Origin of the sequence: Amycolatopsis sp. NPDC088138, from assembly GCF_044741685.1 — a bacterium.
In the GTDB taxonomy this organism is placed as follows: Bacteria; Actinomycetota; Actinomycetes; order Mycobacteriales; family Pseudonocardiaceae; genus Amycolatopsis.
This window is the reverse complement of sequence record NZ_JBIUTB010000002.1, coordinates 466228-485414: the sequence shown is the minus strand read 5'-3', so window position 1 is coordinate 485414 and position 19187 is coordinate 466228. Positions and strand designations below refer to the sequence as shown.

Sequence of the window (19187 nt, the reverse complement as noted above, 5' to 3'; positions counted from 1 at the left end):
ACAGTGCCCGCGGTTCGCAAGATCGGACACGCCCTGCGCGAAGTCGAAGTGTTTGCAGGTCAGCTACCCAGAGCGACGGGTCGGGTGCGTTTTTTGTCGGTGGGGTCCGCCATGATGTCTCCGCGGTCCGATCCAGACGGCCCGGAGGGAGGAGAACAAGGTGGCGACGGTGCTGACCACCGCGGCGGTCGTGCTCGCGGTCCTGCTGCTGATCGCGGTCGCGGTGCTGTGGCGGCTGTACAACGACGGGATGCGGCGCGCGGACGCGGCGGCCCGGCTGGTGGCGGCCGAGCGCGCGAAGGCGGATCAGCAGCAGCTCGCGCTGCGCCGGTACGAGGTGGCGTTCGCCTCGATCAGCGGGCGCGGCGAACTGGGCGAACAGGTGCTGGTCGAGACGGCGCGGGCGCTCGGGCTGCGCGAAGACCTGCACTTCACCCTGCAGACCGACCTGGCCGGCGGCGGCGCGGCGAAACCGGACATGGTGCTGAGCGTCGGCGGCGGGCGCACGGTGCCGGTCGACGCCAAGGCGAGCATGGCGACCTGGGCCGAGGCCATCGAGACGGACAACCCGGAGGAACGGCTGGACGCGTTGCGCGCGCACGTCCGCCAGATCCGGTCCCGGGCGGCCGAGCTGGCCGGCAAGGGCTACCAGCGCTGGGCGGACGCGATCTACGGCACGATCATGTTCGTCCCGTCCGACGCCGCCGTGGTCGCGGCGCTGGACACCGACCCGGAGCTGCTGCGCTGGCTGATCGACCGGCGGGTGTTCCTGTGCGGCCCAACGGGGTTCGGCGTACTGGCATCGGCGGCCCTGTTCGCGGCGACCGACCGCACGCTGGAGGCGGACGTCGAGCAGGTCCGAGCGGGCGCGGCGGCCGCCCACCGGGCCGCGGGCGGCGCGGTGGAGGCGCTCAACCTGTCCAGCACCCACCTCCAGCGCTTCCTCTCGGCCCGGCGGCGGGAGCTGGAGGCCCTGGAGACGTTCCGGGCAACGGTGGCCCCGCTGACCGACGCATCAGGCAGCCCGGCGGCGGTCCCTCCGGTGCGGAAGGGAGACGAACTGGCGGCAAGCTGAGAGAACCGCACCAAGCCGACTCACGGCGAGAAGTGCCGGGGCCGGGCTGCCATCGCCTGACCGACCTCACGAGCGGCGGTCTGTCCGACGGATGCACGGCGAGGCGCGACCCGAACCGGCTCACGATCACGGCGGAGTGCCCTCATCGGCACGGCAAGCCCGCGTCAGGAAGAGTCTGTCATCGCCTGACCGACCTCACGAGCGGCGGTCTGTCCGACGGATGCACGGCGAGGCGCGACCCGAACCGGCTCACGATCACGGCGGAGTGCCCTCATCGGCACGGCAAGCCCGCGTCAGGAAGAGTCTGTCATCGCCTGACCGACCTCACGAGCAGCGCCGAGCAATCGGTCTGTCCAACGGATGCACGGCGAGGCGCGACCCGAGCCGGCTCACGGCCATGGCGAAGTGCCCCTCATCGGCGCGGCAAGCCGAGCCAGGAAGGCCTGCCATCACTTGACCTGCATGGTGAGCGGCGACCCACCACGCGCGGCGCGACCTCGGCGAGCGGCCCCGGGCAACCGGACCATTCGACGGGCGCGTAGCGAGAGTCGAGGCGGGCAGCACCGATCTGGCGGGCGGTCGCGACGGGATGACCCACGCGGTACGACGAGACGAGCCGGGACGGCCACGATCGCCCCGACCGACCCGGTGGGCAAGGCTCGCGGCGACCGAGTCGCACCGTGCGCAACGGCCCGGGCGACCGGGCTGTTCCGCGGCGCGTGGCGAGGTGCGGGCTGTTCCGCGAGGTGCGGACTGCTCCGCGAGGCGCGTGGCGAGGTGCGGGCTGTTCCGCGAGGCGCGTGGCGAGATGCGGGCCGGGCGGCGTCGAGCTGACTCACGGTCACGGCGGGGCGCCCTGGTCGGCGCGGCAAGACGCGCCAGGAAGGGCCACGATCGCCTGACCGGCTTGGCGAGCGAGGCCGCCGGCGGCCTGCCGGAACCGGGCCGGACGACCTTGGCTGAGGCCCGGGCAACGGGGCTGTCCGGCGGGCGCGCGACCCGGGCAGACGGGGCCGAACTGCGCCGACGACCTGACTTGGCGCGGTTGACGCCGCCTCGGACGGGTGGACTCGGGCGGCAGCGTCGGATTGCTCGGCGCAGTCGCCCGCGACCTCGGTGAACACCATCCGGACACGGCCGTTCGGCCCACATGGCCGGGCGTCGTCCGGAAGGTGGCCACCAGGTGACCGGTACTCGTCCTACCAGCAACGATGCCCTCAACGGCGAGTGACGGCCGACGCCGATCGAGCACTCTGGGAGATGGCCCCGCGGTCGTTGCCCGCAGCCGTTCGGCTCATGCCGCCGGGTGGCGGTACAACCAAGTCGGCGGCGGTGCTGGCAAGATCTTCACAACCACGAGATACGGTGTTGTCTCGTGACCGCGATTCGCGATCGCCAGAGCGATCCAGATGCCGACGACGTCCCCGTTCCGTGGGACGAGCGTCCAGTCGTCGGTGCGAGGCGTGGACTGCCCTGGTGGGCGGCGGTCCTGGTCGGCCTCGGCCTGTCGGTCGTCGGCGCCCTCGTCGGCAAGCCGAGCCAGGCCAACATCCCCGTCATCTTCACGGTCTGTTACGTCCTGGGCGCGGTGATCGCGGTCTGCGCGGTGCGGCGCCGGGGCATCTTCGGGCCGATGGTGATGCCGCCGCTGGTGCTGGCCGTGACCGTGCCCGGCGTGGTCCTGCTGACCTCCGGGTCGCAGGGCGGCGACGACATGCTGTCGAAGGCCCTGAGCATCGGCACCCCGCTGATCAACGCGTTCCCGATGATGGCGATCACCACCGGCGTCACGCTGCTGATCGGGTTCGTCCGGATCTTCCGTGAGAAGGACCCGGACGCCCCGGTGAAGATCAAGGGCGGCAAGCCCGACAAGCGACGCGCGGACGAAGACGACGAAAAGCCGCGCGCCGCGGCGAGTGGGCGTCCGCGTCCGCCCGGCTCGCGGACCGGTCAGACGCCGCTGCCCCAGGGTGCCCGTCGTGGTCGTGAAGGCGAGCCGCCCCGTCGGCCGCGTCCGCCCGCGGACGGCGAGCGCCGCGCACCCCGCGCGGGTGCGCCCGCCGAGCGTGATCCCGGTACCCGTGGCACCCGCAAGCCCCCGCCGGCCACCCGGCGACCGCGTCCGGCGGAGGAAGGCGACCCCCGTCGCCGCGAGCCGCGCAGCGGAGAAGCGCCCCGCCGGCGACCTCGCCCGCCAGGCGAAGAAGGCCGTGACACGCCGCCGCCCCGCCGTCCGTCGTCGGGTGGGCGAAGCACCCCGCCGCGGCGAAACCGTCCTTGGGACGACGAAGAACGCTGACGAACACCTGAAGGCGGTCACTTCCCGCGGGAAGTGACCGCCTTCAGTGCTAACTCAGACCTTGCGAAGCTCCTTCGGCGGCGCGAAGGTGATCTTCTCGTTCGCCGTGGTCACCTCGTCGACGTCGCCGTAGCCGCGCTCGGACAGCCAGTCGAGGACCTCCATCACCAGCACGTCGGGCACCGACGCGCCGCTGGTCACGCCCACCGTCGTGACGCCCTCCAGCCAGGTTTCGTCGATCTCGCGGGCGAAGTCGATCAGGTACGACGTCCGCGCGCCCGCCTTCAGGGCCACCTCGACCAGGCGCTTCGAGTTGGACGAGTTCGTCGACCCGACCACCAGGACCAGGTCGCACTCGGCCGCCATCGCCTTGACCGCCACCTGGCGGTTCGTGGTGGCGTAACAGATGTCGTCGCTCGGCGGGTCCGCCAGACCCGGGAAGCGCTCGCGGAGCTGGTCGACGCGCTCCATCGTCTCGTCGACCGACAACGTCGTCTGGGACAGCCAGATCACCTTCGACGGGTCGCGCACCTCGACCTTGTCGACGTCCTCGGCCTTGTCGACCAGCTGCACCTTGTCCGGCGCCTCGCCGGCGGTGCCCTCGACCTCTTCGTGGCCCTCGTGGCCGATCAGCAGGATGTCGTAGTCGTCCTTGGCGAACCTGTTGACCTCCTTGTGCACCTTCGTCACCAGGGGGCAGGTCGCGTCGATCGTGCGCAGGTTCCGGTCGGCCGCCTCCGCGTGCACCATCGGCGAGACGCCGTGGGCGGAGAACACCACGAGCGCGCCCTCGGGCACCTCGGACGTCTCGTCGACGAAGATCGCGCCGCGTTCGCGCAGCGTCTCGACGACGTGGCGGTTGTGGACGATCTCCTTGCGCACGTACACCGGGGCGCCGTAGACCTCGAGGGCCTTCTCGACTGCGATCACCGCGCGGTCCACGCCGGCGCAGTAGCCACGCGGCTTCGCGAGCAGCACGCGCTTCTTGCCGGAGGCGGTTCCGGTGATCGTCGGGGTACCCGCGGGCTCGATTCCGGGACTCGCTGAACTCATGGCACCCAGGGTACGGGCTGTCCGCCGACGAACCCGCAGTCCCTTTCGGGTGAGCTTCGTCCCCCTGTCGGTGTGTGCGCGGGGTCACGCAACGCGCCCGTTCCCAGTGATGCTTATTCAGCCGTCGCCCGCCGCATGACATCCGTGCCGACCAGCGGTTCGCACGTGGGCCGCGGCGGCCTAACCAGAATAAGCATCACTCTTCTGGTTGGGCAGGATGGCGTAAATGCGGCAGGCTAGACGCATGAAGCCATTCCCGCTCCCCCTCCGGGTCGCCGCGGGCCTCGCCGTCAGCACCGCCGAGCGGGTTCGTGAGCTTCCCCGGCAGCTCGCCGGGCTCCCGGTGACCGTCGTCAGCCAGGTGCTGCAGGCCTCCATGCGGGTGCAGCAGCACGTCACCGAGCTGGCGATCAAGGGCGACAACGCGCTGTCCAACCTGCGGCCCGTCGAAGACACCCCCAACTGGGCGACCTTCGACGAGGACCTCGAGGTCCCACCCGTCCGGCCCAACCTCACGCCGGTCGCCGACGTGCCCGAACCCCGTTCGGAGGTCAACGGTCACGTTCCGTCGCTCTCCGACCTCGAAGCGGAATTGGGTGACCCGTGGGCCGAAGAGGAGCGCGCGCTCGCCGAGGACCACGCCGACGGCGAGTTCGACGCGCCCGAAAGCGCCCCGAACAGCGCCCCGAAAAGCGCACCCGAAAAAGCCCCCGAAGCCGAGGCCGCCAAGCCGAAGCCCGGCACGCCCAAGATCGACAAGAGGGCCAAGGCCGACATCCCCAAGACCAGCGCCGCCGGATACGAGGGTCCCGCCGGGCTGACCGGCTACGACCAGCTCACGCTCCCGCAGCTGCGGGCCCGGCTCCGCCAGTTCTCGATCCCCCAGCTCGAGACGATCCTCGACTACGAGCGCGCCCACGCCGACCGCTCGTCGTTCACCGGGATGCTGGCCCGCCGCATCGCCAACGCCCGCAAGGCGGAAGAGACCGGCGACGGCACGGAAGGCTCGTGAGCACCGAATCCGCACAGGCCCCCGCGAGCACCGCCGAAGCACCCTGGCCGGTCCGCACGGTCGCCCGCAAGATCGGCGACTGGATCCACCGGCTCGGTTCCGTCTGGGTCGAAGGCCAGGTCACCCAGGTCAACTCCCGGCCGAACACGCAGACCGCGTTCCTGACGCTGCGCGATCCGTCGGCGGACGTGTCGATGTCCGTGACCTGCCCGAACTGGCTGATCCGCGAGATGGAGCCGCCGCTGCGGGAGGGCGCCAGCGTGGTGGTGCACGCGAAGCCGTCGTTCTTCTTCGGCCGCGGCACGATCAGCCTGCGCGCCGACCAGATCCGCGCGGTCGGCATCGGTGAGCTGCTGGCCCGGATCGAACGCCTGAAGAAGCTGCTGACCGCCGAAGGCCTCTTCTCCGCGCAGCGCAAGCGGCCGATCCCGTTCCTGCCCCAGGGCGTCGGACTGATCACCGGCCGCGCGTCGGCCGCCGAGCGGGACGTGCTGGTCAACGCCCAGACACGCTGGCCGCACGTCCGGTTCAAGGTCCTGAACACCGCGGTACAGGGCTCTCAGGCCGTGCCGCAGATCATGCGCGCGCTGCGGATCCTGGACGCCGACCCCGAGATCGACGTCATCGTCATCGCCCGTGGCGGCGGCAGCGTCGAGGACCTGCTGCCGTTCTCCGACGAGGCGCTGTGCCGGGCCGTCTCGGGCACCGGCACCCCGGTGGTCAGCGCGATCGGGCACGAGCCCGACACCCCGCTGCTCGACTACGTCGCCGACCTGCGCTGCTCGACGCCGACCGACGCGAGCAAGCGGATCGTGCCGGACGTCCGTGAGGAGTCCGAGCGTGTCCGGCAGATGCGCGACCGCGGCCGCCGCGCGCTGCACGGCTGGGTCGACACCCAGGCCCGGCTGCTGACGCAGCTGCGCAGCCGCCCGTCGCTGGCCGACCCGCTGGGCCCGGTCCAGCGCCGCCAGGACGACGTCGACGTGCACCGCGAACGCGCGCGCCGCGCCATGCTGACCCTGCTCGCCAAGGACCAGGCCGAAATCGCCAGCGCGCGGGCCCGGCTCACGGCGCTCGGCCCGGCCGCGACGCTGGAACGCGGCTACGCGGTTGTGCAGTTCCTCGATGCCGAAGGCAACCTCCAGGTACTCCGCTCCGTCTCCGAAGTCGAGGCCGGTGCCCAGCTGCGCGTGCGCGTGGGCGACGGCGCGATCACGGCGGTGGCGGAAGGAGAAAAGGCGTGACCCTTCGGGCGGCGACGTTCCTCCCGCTCACCGTGGACGCGGCCCGGCGCCTGGGCGCGCGTCCCCTGCTGGACCAGGCGATACGCACCGACCGCGCGGCCGCCGAGTGCTGGACCGCGCTGCTCGCGGGCTGCGGCACCGCCGCCCGCCGCGACCTGGCCCCGCAGCTGCGGCGGCTGTCCGAGGCGACGTCGATGCAGGTCGGCTCACGCTGGTGGTTCGCCGAGGGCGCGGAGCACCGGCGGCGGGTCGCCGGCGCGCAGGAAAACCTCGAAGAGGCGATCGCGGAGGGTGACGGACAGGAGTTCGCGCTGGCGTTCGTCGGGTACGACCACGCGATGGCGAGCGCGGTAGTGTGCGCCAACAGCCCATCCCGGAAGGTCGGAGAACGTCCAGCGTGAGCGAAACAGCCAGCGAAGAACTCGGCTACGAGCAGGCCCGCGACCGCCTCGTCGAGGTCGTCCGCGAGCTCGAAGCCGGCGGGCTGTCCCTCGAGCAGTCGCTCGCGCTGTGGGAGAAGGGCGAGAAGCTCGCGAAGGTCTGCGAGCGGCACCTCGAGGGTGCGCGGGAGCGCATCGAGGCCGCGCTGGCGTCCGTGGAGGACGAAACCGGCGACGGCCAGTGACGTTTGCCATGCCGCGCTTGGCTGGACCGACCCGCGGTATCTGAGAGACTGGGCGTCCGCCGAACTCCGCATTCCGGGAGGCCCGCATGACGACCCCCAGCGCCCCACAACGCCGTGAAGCGCCCGACCGCAACCTCGCGATGGAACTGGTCCGGGTGACCGAGGCCGCCGCGATGGCGGCAGGCCGCTGGGTCGGCCGCGGCGACAAGATCGGCGGGGACGGCGCGGCCGTCGACGCGATGCGCCAGCTCGTGTCGACCGTGTCGATGCGCGGGGTCGTGGTGATCGGCGAGGGCGAGAAGGACGAAGCGCCCATGCTGTTCAACGGCGAAGAGGTCGGCAACGGCGACGGGCCGGACTGCGACGTCGCCGTCGACCCGGTCGACGGCACCACGCTGATGGCCAAGGGAATGCCCAACGCCCTCGCGGTGCTCGCGGTCGCCGAGCGCGGCGCGATGTTCGACCCGTCCGCGGTGTTCTACATGGAGAAGCTGGCCGTCGGGCCGGAGGCCGCGGGCAAGGTGGAGCTCGGCGCGCCGATCGCGGAGAACATCCGGCGCGTCGCCAAGGCGAAGAAGAGCAGCGTCGGCGACGTCACCGTGTGCGTCCTCGACCGGCCGCGCCACGAGCAGATCATCAAGGAGATCCGCGACGCCGGCGCGCGGATCCGCTTCATCTCGGACGGCGACGTCGCGGGCGCGATCGCCGCGGCCCGCCCGACCACCGGCGTCGACATGCTGATCGGCATCGGCGGCACCCCCGAGGGCATCATCGCGGCCTGTGCGATGAAGTGCCTCGGCGGCGAGCTGCAGGGCCGGTTGTGGCCGAAGGACGACGCCGAGCGCGAGAAGGCCCTCGCCGCCGGCCACGACCTCGACCGCGTCCTGCTGAACGACGACCTGGTCACCGGCGACAACGTGTTCTTCTGCGCCACCGGCGTCACCGACGGCGACCTGCTGCGCGGCGTCAACTACCGCGAGGGCGGCGCGACGACGCAGTCCATCGTGATGCGGTCCAAGTCCGGGACCGTCAGAATGATCGACGGTTACCACCGGCTCGACAAGCTCCGGGCGTACTCCTCGATCGACTTCGACGGCAACCTGAAGGTCGGCGACGACGACGTGGTGCCCCCGCTGCCGTAAAGGAGATTCGTGACCAGGCGACTGCTGGCACTGCTGTCGGTCCTCACCCTCGTCCTGGTCCCGGGCACCGCCTCGGCCGAACCCGGCATCGTCGGCGGCGCCGTCGCCGACCAGCCGTACCCGTTCGCGGTGTCGCTGCACTCGACGTCCGGGAAGCTCTTCTGCGCCGGCGCGCTGATCGCCCCGAGCTGGGTGGTCACGGCCGCGCACTGCGTCTTCGACAAGGCGCCGTCCGCGGTGTCGCTGCGGCTGGGGTCGAACGACTCCGGACAGGGCGGCGAGGTCGCGCAGGCGGGCGAGATCATCGTCAACCCGGCCTTCGACACGCAGAACCCGGCGGGTGACATCGCGCTGCTGCGGCTCGCTTCGCCCGCGAAGGCGGCCCCGATCGCCCTGGCCACAACGGCGTCCCCCGGGACGTCCACCAGGATCCTCGGCTGGGGCCAGACCTGCCCGAAGGTCAACTGCGGCCAGATCCCGACCACGCTCCAGCAGCTCGACACGCACATCGTCGAGGGCACGAAGTGCACGTCGGTGTTCGACGGCACCGCCGAGCTGTGTACCGACAACCCGGGCGGCAAGGCCGGGGCGTGCTTCGGTGACTCCGGTGGCCCGGAACTCGTCCGCGACGGCGACCACTGGCTGCTGGCCGGCGTCACGAGCCGCCCGGGCAACGACGACCCGGTGTGCGCGACGGCGCCGTCGATCTACACGTCCGTCGTCGCGTACGCGCCGTGGATCGCGGAGAAGACGAAGGCCTGAGTCATTCGGCGTTGCTCGAGTGGCCCGGGAACAGGTGGGCGTCCGGGTCGAGCGCGACGGCGATGTTGTTCACGGCTGTCGCGGCCTCGCCGAAGCCGGTCGCGATCAGCTTGACCTTGCCCGGGTACGCGGCGACGTCGCCGGCCGCGTAGACGCGCTCGCGCGGGGTCGCCATCGTCGAGTCGACGGCGATGGCGCGGTGGTCGATCTCCAGGCCCCAGCTCTCGATCGGCCCGAGGTCGGCGGTGAACCCGAGCGCCGCGACGACGGCGTTGGCCGGCAGCCGCTCCTCGCCGGTGGCCTTCACCGAGACGTGGACTGCTTCGAGCGCCCCGCTCGCGTCCTCGACGAACGCCGTGACCTCGGCGTCGGTGATGATCCGGGTGCCGAGCTCGCGGGCCTGCCGCACGATCGACTCGGCGGCGCGGAACTTCGCGCGGCGGTGCACGAGGGTCACGCTCGCGGCGACCGGGTGCAGCGCGAGGATCCAGTCGAACGCCGAGTCGCCGCCCCCGACGACCACGACGTGCTGACCCGCGTGCGCCTGCAGTGACGGGACGAAGTGCACCATGCCCCGCCCGAGCCAGCCGTCGCCGGCGGGCAGCGGACGCGGGGTGAACTCGCCGATGCCCGCGGTGATCAGCACGGCGCCGGCGCGCAGGGTCTCACCGCCGTCGAGGGTCAGCTCGACGCCGTTTTCGAGCGTCTCCAGCTTCTCGGCCTTGCGCCCGAGCAGGTAGGTCGGCTTCCACGGCGCGGCCTGCTGCACGAGCCCGTCGACGAGGTCGCGCCCCTTGACCGCGGCGAACCCGCCGACGTCGTAGATCATCTTCTCGGGGTACATCGCGGTCACCTGCCCGCCGGGCTCGGGCAGCGAGTCGACGATGGCCATCGACAGCCCGCGAAACCCCGCGTAGTAGGCGGCGAAGAGGCCGGTCGGGCCCGCGCCGATGATCACGAGGTCGTAGGAGTCCCCAGAAGCTTCAGTCATGCTCGCTCCAGCCAGTGGTGGATGGCGGTGATCGAGAACACACCCGATCCTAGCGTCGCCGGGCTCGGGAGGTGGTCGACGACACCGCAGGCCGGTTTCGACCGGGCTCGCTGGCGTGGCGCGAACGGTCCTTTCGCGCCGTTTCTGGCACGAACGGGCCACTCGTGACGGGGTCGCTCGGGCGCGAACGGGCCACTCGCGCGGGTCGGCGTGGGGCGGTACGAACGGGCCACTCGCTGCGTTGTTGGCGCGAATGGCCCTTTCGCGCCCGATCGCCGGGGCACCAACGGGCCGTTCGCGCCCGAATCGGCACCAACGGACCGCTCGCGCGCTCGGCTTTACCCGCACAACGCCGCTCGCCGCAGGCCCACCTGCAGCGGCACCAAAGGACCACACGCGCACTCGTCGCCGACACGAACGGAACGTTCGCGACCCATCCCCGGAGCACCAACGGACCGTTCGCGCTCCACTGCCCGAGCACCAACGGCCCGTTCGCGACCGATCCAGCACCAACGGACCACTCGCACCACCACCGCCCGAGCACCAACGGACCGTTCGCGACCGACCGATACGGCACCGATGGGCCGCTCGCGCCACCACTCGAGCACGAAAGGACCGTTCGCAACCGATCCAGCACCAACGGACCACTCGCTCAGACCACCGCCCGAGCACGAAAGGACCGTTCGCGACCCCACCCCAAGCCCGTCGAACCGAACCGCGATCCCGCCCACCGCGGAGGTGCGCAACGCCACCACGCGGCAACCCCCGAACAGGTCCAGAATCGGTCTCATGGCTGACCAGGAATACCGGATCGAACACGACACGATGGGCGAGGTCCGCGTACCGATCGACGCCCTCTACCGGGCGCAGACGCAGCGGGCCGTCGAGAACTTTCCCATCTCCGGCCGGGGCCTGGAGCGCGCCCAGATCCGCGCGCTCGGCCTGCTCAAGGCCGCTGCCGCGCGCGTGAACCTCAAGCTCGGCGTGCTCGACGCCGAGGTCGCCGAGGCCATCGCGAAAGCCGCCGACGAGGTGGCCGAGGGCGCCCACGACGCGCACTTCCCGATCGACGTCTTCCAGACCGGGTCGGGGACGTCGTCGAACATGAACGCCAACGAGGTCATCGCGACCCTCGCCACCCGAACCCTCGGCCGGGACGTGCACCCGAACGACCACGTCAACGCGTCGCAGTCCTCGAACGACACCTTCCCGACGACCATCCACGTCGCCGCGACCGAGGCCGTTCTGACGGACGTCATCCCGGCGCTCGAGCACCTCGCCGGCGCCATCGAGACGCGCGCTGCGGAGTGGGCGGACGTCGTGAAGTCCGGGCGCACGCACCTGATGGACGCCGTGCCGATCACGCTGGGCCAGGAGGCCGGCGCGTGGGCGTCGCAGGTCCGCTTCGGCATCGAACGGCTGAAGTCCGGCCTGCCGCGCCTCGGTGAGCTGCCGATCGGCGGCACCGCCGTCGGGTCCGGGCTGAACGCGCCCGACGGCTTCGGTGCGGCCGTCGCGGCCGAGCTCGCCGAGGTGACCGGGCTGCCGCTGGTCGAGGCGCGCGACCACTTCGAGGCGCAGGCGACGCAGGACAGCGTCGTCGAGACGTCCGGGCACCTGCGCACGCTCGCCGTGTCGCTCAACAAGATCGCGAACGACCTGCGCTGGCTGGGTTCCGGCCCGCGCACCGGCCTGGCCGAGCTGGCGCTGCCGGACCTGCAGCCGGGCTCGTCGATCATGCCGGGCAAGGTGAACCCGGTGATCCCGGAGGCGACCCTGCAGGTCGTCGCGCAGGTGATCGGCAACGACGCCGCCGTCGCCTTCGCCGGTGCCGCGGGCAACTTCCAGCTCAACGTCAACCTGCCGGTGATCGCCCGCAACGTCCTCGAGTCGGCTCGGCTGCTCGCCGCCGTCTCGCGGTTGCTGGCGGACAAGGTGTTCGACGGCGTCACGGCGAACGTCGAGCGCACCCGGACCTACGCCGAGGGCTCGCCGTCGATCGTGACGCCGCTGAACAAGTACATCGGCTACGAAGAGGCCGCCGCGGTCGCGAAGCAGGCCTTGAAGGAGCTGAAGACGATCCGCGAGGTCGTCCTCGAACGCGGCTACGTCAAGGACGGCAAGCTCACCGAGGCGCAGCTCGACGAGGCCCTCGACGTGCTCCGCATGGCCCGCGGCGGCAAGTGACCGCTACCGCCGGCGCAGGCGCTTGTCCGCCAGCGCCGGCGGGGTGTAGTCCTTCTCCGCGGAGTTCAGGTCCGTGCCCGGCGGGACGATCTCGTCGATCCGGTCCAGCACGTCGTCGTCCAGCTCCAGGTCGGCGCCCGCCAGCAGGTCGTCGAGCTGGGCCGGCGTGCGTGGGCCGATGATCGCCGACGTCACGCCCGGGTGCGCCCGGACGAACGCCGTCGCCAGGTGCGTGAGAGGCCGGCCCAGGTCGTCGGCGATCTTCTTCAGCTGCGCGATGGCCTCGAACTTCACCGCGTTCTCCGGCAGCGCCGGGTCGAACTTGTGCGCCTGCAACGTCCGCCGGCCTTCCGAAAGGTCCACATCGGACGGTCGCACAAAACGCCCCGACAGCCAGCCGCTGGCCAGCGGGCTCCACGTGAGCACGCCCATGCCGTACTTCTGCGTGGTCGGCAGCACAGCGGCCTCGATCGCCCGGTTGAAGATCGAGTACGGCGGCTGCTCGGCGCGGAACCGCACCAGGCCGCGCTTTTCCGCCACCCACTGGGCTTCCACGATCTGCTCGGCCGGGAAGTCCGACGACCCGACCGCGCGCACCTTCCCGGACCGCACGAAGTCCGAGAGCACCGACAGCGTCTCCTCGATGTCGGTCGTCGGGTCCGGCCGGTGGACCTGGTAGAGGTCGACGTAGTCGGTGTCGAGCCGCCGCAGGCTGTCGTCCAGCGCGCGGGTCAGCCAGCGCCGCGAAAGGCCGCCCTGGTTGGGGTCCGAACCCATCGGGAAGAAGCCCTTGGTGGCGAGCACGACGTCGTCGCGGCGGCCCTTCAGGGCCTTGCCGACGATCCGCTCGTTCTCGCCATTGCTGTACATGTCAGCGGTGTCCCAGAAGTTGATCCCCGCGTCGAGCGCGGTGTGCAGCATCCGGACATCCTCTTCGTGGTCCGGGTTGCCCCACTCGCCGAGCATCATGGCGCCGAACGCGTACTCGCTGACCGAGATCCCCGTGCCACCCAGAATTCGTCGTTTCATGCCTCCACCCTGCGAGCGGTTCCGGGGCCGAGCCAGGCCGCCTCCTGCCTGGGTCCGGCAGTACCAGGCTGGCCGCCGCGGGCCGGGGATACTGGAGGACATGAGTGACGCAGCCGAGCTCGGCGCCTTCCTGAAGGCGCGTCGCGCCGCCCTCGAGCCGGACGAGGTCGGCCTCCCGCAGGGCATCACCCGGCGCCGGGTGGCCGGGCTGCGCCGCGAGGAGATCGCGCAGCTCGCGGGCATCAGCGTCGACTACTACACGCGGCTGGAGCAGGGCCGCGCGAAGAACGTCTCGGAGGCGATCCTCGACGCGCTGGCCCGCGCGTTGCGGCTGCGGCCGGACGAGGAGTCCTACCTGCGCAACCTCGCCGCGCCGAAGCGCCGCGACCGGCGCGGGCCCCAGCGGGTCCGGCCCGAGCTGCAGCTCCTGCTGGACGCCGTCCAGGCGCCCGCGTTCATCTTCGGCCGCTACCTGGACGTGCTGGCGTGGAACGCACTCGGCGGCGCGATCGCGTTCGACTTCGGCAAGCTCGACGAGCGCAACATGCCGAAGCTGTTCTTCCTGGACGAGCGCGCGCAGCGGCTGCACCCCGAGTACGACGCGGTGTGCCGCGAGCTCGTCGCGAACCTGCGCGCGGAGAGCGGCCGGCACCCCGGCGACCCGGAGTTCGCCCAGCTGATCGGCGAGCTTTCGCTGGCCAGCGCGCGGTTCCGCACGCTGTGGGCCGAGCACCACGTGCAGGAGAAGGCGCAGGGCTGGAAGCTGATGGTGAACCCGGTCGTCGGCGAGCTGCGGCTGCGTTACCAGACGCTGCGCCTGCCCGACGACCCCGACCAGGGCCTGGTCATCTACCACGCCGAGCCGGGTTCGGAGTCCGAACGCGCTCTCCGGCTGCTGGCCAGCTGGATTGCCGAAGCCCCGACCGGTGAACGACCGGTGAACACTCGGCCGTCGCACCCCCACGGTCTGTGACGGCTGCCTACGCTGCTCTACCTGGGGAGTCGGGGGTAGAGGAGCGGCACGGTGGGCGTCGGCGCGACGATGCAGTCACTCGCCGAGATCCTCAGCTCGGATTCGGGCAGTCTCGTCCTCGGTCTCGCCGCGCTGGTCGCGATGGCCGCGCCGTTCGTGGACCGCTACTTCATCCGGCGCCGCCGGCTGGCGTTCCGGGTGCTCTACAACTCGAAGATCGGGCTCTCCCCGATCGACCTGCACGACGGTGAAAACGGTTCGGCGCAGGCGGATCCGCAGCTGGAGCGCACCGCGCGGCTGCTGAGCCGGATGAGCGTCGTGGTGATCCGGGTCCGCAACACCGGCGGGTTCGACATCGCGCCGGAGGACTTCGAGATCCCGCTGTCGTTCACCTTCGGCAGCCGGATCGTCTGGGACGCGCGGGTGTCCGACGCGACCGACGACGGCCTGCGCCAGCACGTCCGCGACGGCCTCGAGTTCTTCACGCGCGAGACCCCGCAACGGCCGGTGGAGGGCGCGAAGCTGGCGCGGGTGCGTGCGTGGTTGCCCAAGCGGTTCGCGGAGACGCCCGCGCCCGAAGCGCCCGAGTGGCACGGCGTCCGGTTCGCCCGGCTTTCCTTGAAGCGCAAGGAAAAGTTCAAGCTCGTCGTCGTGCTGCGCGAGTCCGACGGCCACGACGGCGAGATCAGCAAGGAGATCGAGCACCACGCCCGGCTCGCCGCCGGCCGGATCAAGGACGACCGCAAGCAGCGGCGGGTCACCTGGCCGGTCGTCACGACCGCGGTCGGCGTGCTGCTGACCGGCGCGTTGCTGGCGACGCTGCTCGTGTCGTGGTCGCGGCCGTCCGGCGAGGCGGCGCTCTGCGCCACCGGGAAGCTGTCGGTCGAGGGGTCGAGCGCGTTCGTCCCGATCATCCACAGCGTCGCCGCCGAGTACCACGCCCAGTGCGACGGCGCGGCCATCACGACCCGCGCGACCGGCAGCGTCACCGGCGTCCGCGCCCTCGCCCCGGTCGACGCGGCGGGCAAGAACGAGCTGGCGGTGCTGTCGGACGGCCGCTCGGGTGAAGCGGGCGCGGACCTAGAGGCGAAGGCCGTCGCGGTGATCGTCTACACCCTGGTCGTCAACCGCGCGGCCGGCGTCGACCGGCTGACGGCGCAGCAGGTCAAGGACATCTTCAGCGGCCGGGTGCGGAACTGGGACCAGATCCGGCCGGGGCCGTCGGTGCCGATCGGGATCGTCGGGCGCGGCCAGGAGTCGGGCACGCGCAAGACGTTCGAGCAGAAGGTGCTCGGCGGCGCCGAGGACCGGCTGACGTCGGACTCGTGCCGCAAGCCCGAGCGCGACCCGTCGGCGGCGACCACGCGCTGCGAACGCGGGACGACGGCCGAGGTGCTCACCGAGGTCAGCGCGGTGCCGGGGGCGATCGGGTACGCCGACGTCCCGGCGGCCAAAACCGCAGCCGCTCGCGACCAGCAGCTGGGGGTCGTGCAGCTCGACGGCCACTACCCCGACGTCACGACGGTCGACGCCGGGTACCGGTTCTGGACCGTCGAGTACCTGTACACGAAGGGTGTGCCGGACAACGGCAGCGTGCTGAAGGGGTTCCTGGACTACCTGGCGAGCCCGACCGCGCGGGCCGAGCTGCAGGACGCCGGGTACACGCCGTGCGTGGCCAAGGACGGGCTGCTCGACCCCCTCTGCACCAGGCCGGACATCTGACCGAGAAGAAATTGTCGGTGGTTCGGGTCATGATGTCCGGGTGTTGCTCACCGAGATAGTCCGGGCGTCCGCCGACCTGGCGGCGACGAGGTCCAGGAAGGCGAAGATCGCCCTCCTGGCCGAGCTGCTGCGCGCGGCCGACGTCGCGGAGCTGCCCGTGGTGATCGCGTACCTGACGGGGCAGACCGCGCAGGACAGGCTGGGTGCGGGCTGGCGCACCCTGGCCGGGCTCGGCGCGTCACCCGCTCCGGAATCGGTGGTCACGGTGCTGGAGGTGGACGGGGCGCTGACCGAGGCCTCCGGGGTGGCGGCGGGCACCGGCTCTTCGACACGCCGGCAGGAGGTGCTGCGCGCGCTGTTCGTGCGGCTCACGAAGCCCGAGCACGAGTTCCTGTTCCGGCTGGTCACCGGCGAGCTGCGGCAGGGCGCGCTCGAGGGTGTGATGGTCGACGCCGTCGCGGCGGCGGCCGACGTCCCGGCCGTGGACGTGCGGCGGGCGTTCATGCTGTCCGGCAAGCTCGGCACCACCGGCGTCGCGGCGCTGACCGGCGGGCAGGCGGCGCTGGCGGAGTTCCGGCTGACGCTGGGCACGCCGATCCGGCCGATGCTGGCGTCGCCGGCGGAGTCGCTGGACGAGGCCGTCGCCGAACACGCCGAGGCGATCGTCGAGTACAAGATGGACGGCGCGCGGATCCAGGTGCACCGCTGGGGTGACCAGGTGCACGTCTGGACGCGGACGCTGCGCGAGATCACCGCCAGCGTCCAGGAACTGGTCGAGCTGGTGCGGGCGCTGCCGTGCGAGTCGGTGGTGCTCGACGGCGAGACGCTGGCGCTGACCGACGCCGGCCGGCCACGGCCGTTCCAGGAGACCCTGAGCCGGTTCGGCAGCACCCGCGACGAGCAGGTGAAGGCTCTGCTGTTGCGGCCGTACTTCTTCGACTGCCTGCACCTCGACGGCGTCGACCTGCTGGACGCGCCGCTGTCGGAGCGCAACGCGGCGCTGCGCAAGGTCGCCGGAACGCACGTGATCCCCGGCGAGGTGGGCGTTTCACGCGCGGCCGAGGTGCTGGAGGCGGCGATGGAGGCCGGGCACGAGGGTGTGATGGTCAAGGACCTGGCGTCGACGTACGCGGCGGGGCGGCGCGGGCGGGCGTGGCTCAAGGTCAAGCCGGTGCACACGATCGACCTGGTGGTCCTCGGCGCGGAGTGGGGTCACGGCCGGCGCACGGGCTCGCTGTCGAACCTGCACCTCGGCGCCCGCGACCCGGACGGCGGGCCGCCGATCATGGTGGGCAAGACGTTCAAGGGCATGACCGACGAGCTGCTCGCCTGGCAGACGAGCACGTTCCAGGAGATCGAGACCCACCGCGACGATTGGACGGTGTACGTCCGCCCGGAGATCGTGGTGGAGATCGAGCTGGACAGCGCCCAGGTCAGCACCCGCTACCCGGGCGGCCTCGCGCTGCGCTTCGCCCGGGTGGTCCGCTACCGCCCGGACAAGGAAGCGGCGGACGCCGACACGATCGACACGGTCCGCGGCCTCCTGCACGGCGACCGCTCGGAAGGAGCCTGACACCGAGCCGCCCCTCCAGGCACGCAACGCAAACCGCACCCGGAAGGAGCCGGAGACGAAAGTAGCGATCACGACATCGAGCGTCTTCGCGGTGCTTTCCTCCTAAAAGGAAAGACGAAAGTCGATGTTGCCTTCTCCCCGTCGTGACCAGAGTGGCTGACGGAGTTTCCTTCAGCCCAGGGAGAAAGCATGAGACTGCGCGCTGCCGCCGGCTTGCTCGCGAGCACCACCCTGCTCGTGACGGCGTTCGCGGCACCCGCCGGTGCGACGCCGGTGCCGAGCACGCCGAACGCCGGGCACCAGCCGTCGAAGCACCACTTCTCGGCGGCCGCGCAGTCGTTCGTCGGCGCGGACACCGTGCAGAAGCGGGTCGCGAAGCTGGAAGCGGCGATGGCGACGCTGCCGAAGGAAAGCACGGCCTACAACGCGACGAAGCTGTGGAACGACGGCATCACCGGCGCGGGCAGCACCGTCACGACGCTGGTGTCGTTCGGCGACGACCAGGTCAAGCAGGTGCTCGACACCTACTCGAAGAACCACGGCCTGCCGCCGGCGAACGTCGAGATCCTGCAGCCGTCCGGCCCGGTGCCGGCCTGCACCGACCCGGGTGTCGACACCGCGACCTGCCAGGGCTGGGGCGGCGAGACCGACCTCGACGTCACGATGATGCACGCCCTCGCGCCGAACGCGAAGATCATCGTCGCGGCCACGCCGGTCGCCGAGACGCAGGGCTTCACCGGCCTGCCCGAGATGATGCACGCGGTCGACTACCTGACCGAGCACAAGCTGACCGACGTCATCTCGATGAGCTTCGGCACGACCGAGGAGAACTTCCCCTCGTTCGACTCGATCAAGACGCTCGACCCGGCGCTGGAGCGCGCGAGCAAGGCCGGCATCACGATGGTCGCCTCCTCCGGTGACGACGGCCCGACCGGCGGTTACCTCTACGGCCCGGGCAACTACCCGTACCGCGTCGCGAGCTGGCCGGCGTCCGACCCGCGCGTCACGACGCTCGGCGGCACCCAGCTGCACCTCGACGCCACCGGCGCACGCACCAGGCCGGACGACGTCGTGAACGTCGCCGACAACGGCTTCTCCGAAGGTGCGGGCCTGTCCAAGACGTACGCGCGGCCGAACTGGCAGGACGGCGTCAAGAAGATCACCGGCAGCAAGATGCGCTCGTTCCCGGACATCAGCATGGAAGGCGTGTTCGGCACGTCGCAGTCCGCGCCGCTGTTCGCCGGTGTGCTCGCGCTGGCCGTGCAGGCCAAGGGCGGCAAGCTCGGCCAGATCAACCCGGCGCTGTACACGAAGCTCGGCCCGGCCGGCACCAAGGCGGGCATCATCGACGTGACCGAAGGGGACAACAGCCAGGACGGCGTCACCGGCTTCACCGCGGCGAAGGGCTTCGACATCGCCAGCGGCTGGGGCACGGTCGACGCATCGGTTTTCGTTCCCGCATTGGTCAAGGCTCTCCGCTGACAATTCACCGGAACCGCG

The 19187-nt window shown here is 71.3% G+C and carries 16 protein-coding genes; 13 read left to right on the top strand and 3 right to left on the bottom strand.

Features of this window, described 5'->3' with window-relative positions:
• Positions 1-160 precede the first annotated feature (160 nt).
• Both rmuC and ACIOD2_RS09780 read left to right on the top strand, forming a co-directional pair.
• On the top strand, positions 161-1075 hold the full coding sequence (rmuC, locus tag ACIOD2_RS09785; protein WP_400536401.1) for a DNA recombination protein RmuC: 915 nt from the start codon (positions 161-163) through the stop codon (positions 1073-1075).
• A 1375-nt stretch (positions 1076-2450) separates the two neighbouring features.
• Positions 2451-3374, top strand: a complete 924-nt coding sequence (locus ACIOD2_RS09780) for a DUF6542 domain-containing protein (RefSeq protein ID WP_400536400.1) — start codon at positions 2451-2453, stop codon at positions 3372-3374.
• A gap of 54 nt (positions 3375-3428) precedes the next feature.
• On the opposite strand, the gene ACIOD2_RS09775 is transcribed toward ACIOD2_RS09780, so the two are convergent.
• Entirely contained in the window at positions 3429-4427 is a 999-nt protein-coding gene (locus ACIOD2_RS09775; RefSeq protein WP_400536399.1) for a 4-hydroxy-3-methylbut-2-enyl diphosphate reductase, read from the bottom strand.
• A 244-nt stretch (positions 4428-4671) separates the two neighbouring features.
• On the opposite strand from ACIOD2_RS09775, the gene ACIOD2_RS09770 reads away from it, so the two are divergent.
• From ACIOD2_RS09770 to ACIOD2_RS09745, 6 genes are all read left to right on the top strand, one after another.
• The gene (locus ACIOD2_RS09770; protein WP_400536398.1) at positions 4672-5439 is read left to right on the top strand and encodes a lipid droplet-associated protein; all 768 of its coding nucleotides are present in this window, start codon (positions 4672-4674) and stop codon (positions 5437-5439) included.
• Positions 5436-6683 (top strand): exodeoxyribonuclease VII large subunit, encoded by a 1248-nt coding sequence (xseA, locus tag ACIOD2_RS09765; protein WP_400536397.1) that lies wholly within the window; start codon positions 5436-5438, stop codon positions 6681-6683. Before ACIOD2_RS09770 ends, xseA begins: the two co-directional genes overlap by 4 nt.
• Positions 6680-7084, top strand: coding sequence for a hypothetical protein (locus tag ACIOD2_RS09760; RefSeq protein WP_400536396.1), 405 nt, complete (start codon positions 6680-6682; stop codon positions 7082-7084). Before xseA ends, ACIOD2_RS09760 begins: the two co-directional genes overlap by 4 nt.
• Positions 7081-7308, top strand: a complete 228-nt coding sequence (locus ACIOD2_RS09755; protein WP_323323409.1) for an exodeoxyribonuclease VII small subunit — start codon at positions 7081-7083, stop codon at positions 7306-7308. Before ACIOD2_RS09760 ends, ACIOD2_RS09755 begins: the two co-directional genes overlap by 4 nt.
• A gap of 86 nt (positions 7309-7394) precedes the next feature.
• The gene (glpX, locus tag ACIOD2_RS09750) at positions 7395-8450 is read left to right on the top strand and encodes a class II fructose-bisphosphatase (protein WP_400536395.1); all 1056 of its coding nucleotides are present in this window, start codon (positions 7395-7397) and stop codon (positions 8448-8450) included.
• Between the two features lie 9 nt (positions 8451-8459).
• Positions 8460-9212 (top strand): S1 family peptidase, encoded by a 753-nt coding sequence (locus ACIOD2_RS09745; RefSeq protein ID WP_400536394.1) that lies wholly within the window; start codon positions 8460-8462, stop codon positions 9210-9212.
• Position 9213: 1 nt separating this feature from the next.
• On the opposite strand, the gene ACIOD2_RS09740 is transcribed toward ACIOD2_RS09745, so the two are convergent.
• Positions 9214-10203, bottom strand: a complete 990-nt coding sequence (locus ACIOD2_RS09740; RefSeq protein ID WP_400536393.1) for an NAD(P)/FAD-dependent oxidoreductase — start codon at positions 10201-10203, stop codon at positions 9214-9216.
• A 789-nt stretch (positions 10204-10992) separates the two neighbouring features.
• On the opposite strand from ACIOD2_RS09740, the gene ACIOD2_RS09735 reads away from it, so the two are divergent.
• Positions 10993-12390, top strand: a complete 1398-nt coding sequence (locus ACIOD2_RS09735) for a class II fumarate hydratase (protein WP_400536392.1) — start codon at positions 10993-10995, stop codon at positions 12388-12390.
• A 3-nt stretch (positions 12391-12393) separates the two neighbouring features.
• Here ACIOD2_RS09735 and ACIOD2_RS09730 read toward each other — a convergent pair whose 3' ends face one another.
• Entirely contained in the window at positions 12394-13419 is a 1026-nt protein-coding gene (locus ACIOD2_RS09730; RefSeq protein ID WP_400536391.1) for an aldo/keto reductase, read from the bottom strand.
• A 100-nt stretch (positions 13420-13519) separates the two neighbouring features.
• On the opposite strand from ACIOD2_RS09730, the gene ACIOD2_RS09725 reads away from it, so the two are divergent.
• The 4 genes from ACIOD2_RS09725 (at position 13520) to ACIOD2_RS09710 (ending at position 19169) form a co-directional block, all read left to right on the top strand.
• Positions 13520-14392, top strand: a complete 873-nt coding sequence (locus tag ACIOD2_RS09725) for a helix-turn-helix transcriptional regulator (RefSeq protein WP_400536390.1) — start codon at positions 13520-13522, stop codon at positions 14390-14392.
• 51 nt (positions 14393-14443) lie between these two features.
• Positions 14444-16114, top strand: coding sequence for a PstS family phosphate ABC transporter substrate-binding protein (locus tag ACIOD2_RS09720; protein ID WP_400536389.1), 1671 nt, complete (start codon positions 14444-14446; stop codon positions 16112-16114).
• A 40-nt stretch (positions 16115-16154) separates the two neighbouring features.
• A complete protein-coding gene (locus tag ACIOD2_RS09715) occupies positions 16155-17687 on the top strand; it encodes an ATP-dependent DNA ligase (protein WP_400536388.1) in 1533 nt (510 codons plus the stop codon).
• Between the two features lie 189 nt (positions 17688-17876).
• Positions 17877-19169: a S8 family serine peptidase gene (locus ACIOD2_RS09710; RefSeq protein WP_400536387.1), complete on the top strand. Its 1293-nt coding sequence runs from the start codon at positions 17877-17879 to the stop codon at positions 19167-19169.
• Positions 19170-19187 lie beyond the last annotated feature (18 nt).